Source organism: Pseudomonas sp. NFIX28 (genome assembly GCF_900107395.1).
Lineage (GTDB): Bacteria > Pseudomonadota > Gammaproteobacteria > Pseudomonadales > Pseudomonadaceae > Aquipseudomonas.
This window is the reverse complement of record NZ_FNPW01000018.1, coordinates 27,828-29,185: the sequence shown is the minus strand read 5'-3', so window position 1 is coordinate 29,185 and position 1,358 is coordinate 27,828. Positions and strand designations below refer to the sequence as shown.

Genomic DNA, 1,358 nt, shown 5'->3' with positions numbered 1-1,358 from the left:
ACGCCGTCTGTGGCTGAAGGTGGCGTGGTGGTTTACACCGCGTCCGTGACCGCTCCGGTGACCGGTTCGCCTGTAGTCGTGACTCTGTCCAACGGCCAAACCATCACCATCCCAGTGGGCGAATCGTCCGGTACTGTGAACTTCACCGCACCAAACGATGCCCTGGCCGGCGGTAGCTCCCTGAGCGCCACCATTACCGGTGCAACCGGCGGTAATTACGAGAAGCTGGATGTCGACAGCAAGCCTGCCGAGACTTCGGTGACCGATACACCGGACACCACCACTCTGAGCCTGACCGCGACCGATATCGTGGCCGAAGGCGGCTCGATTGTTTACACCGCGACGCTGACCAACGCCGCCGGTACTCCGGTGACTGTGACCCTGTCGAATGGCGCGATCATCACCATCGCCGCGGGGGCAACCACAGGTTCCGTAACCGTCGCCGCCCCTGCGGATGACGTTTACAAAGACGCTGGCAAAGTCGAAGTTAGCATCCAGGACGCCACCGGCGGCAACTTCGAAAACCTGGTGCCGAGCACCACCCCTGCCGTCACTGATGTCACTGACACTATCGATACTTCGACCGTCAGCCTCACCGCGACTCCGTCCGTGGCCGAAGGCGGCACCGTGGTTTACACCGTGTCGGTGACTGCGCCGGTGACTGGCTCGCCCGTTGTGGTGACCCTGTCCAACGGCCAGACCATCACCATCCCAGTCGGCGAGTCTTCCGGCACCGTGAATTTCACGGCGCCAAACGATGCCCTGGCTGGCGGCAGCGCCCTGAGCACCACCATCACCGGCGCCACCGGCGGTAATTACGAGAAGCTGGATGTCGACGGCAAGCCTGCCGAGACGTCGGTTACTGATACCCCGGACACCACCACTCTGAGCCTGACCGCGACCGATACCGTCGCTGAAGGTGGCTCGATTGTTTACACCGCGACGCTGACCAACGCCGCCGGCACGCCGGTGACCGTCACCCTGAGCAACGGTGCGGTAATCACCATCGCCGCCGGCGCCACCACCGGCAGCGTGACCGTGGCCGCGCCGAGTGACGACGTCTACAAAGACGCCGGTACCGTGCAAGCCACGATCCAGACCGCCACCGGCGGCAACTTCGAGAACCTGGTTCCGAGCACTGCCCCAGCCGTTACCGACGTCACCGATACCATCGATACCAGCACCGTTTCGCTGACAGCCACTCCATCTGTGGCAGAAGGCGGCACCGTGGTTTACACCGCCTCCGTCACTGCGCCGGTCACGGGTTCGCCTGTAGTCGTCACTCTGTCCAACGGCCAGACCATCACCATCCCGGTGGGTGAATCCTCCGGCACCGTGAACTTCACGGCGCCAAACGA

1 protein-coding gene is annotated in these 1,358 nt (G+C 63.4%); it reads left to right on the top strand.

Annotation, left to right across the window (positions count from 1 at the left end):
* The coding region (locus tag BLV20_RS26610; RefSeq protein WP_371914344.1) for an immunoglobulin-like domain-containing protein at window positions 1–1,358 on the top strand (1,358 nt) is incomplete at both ends.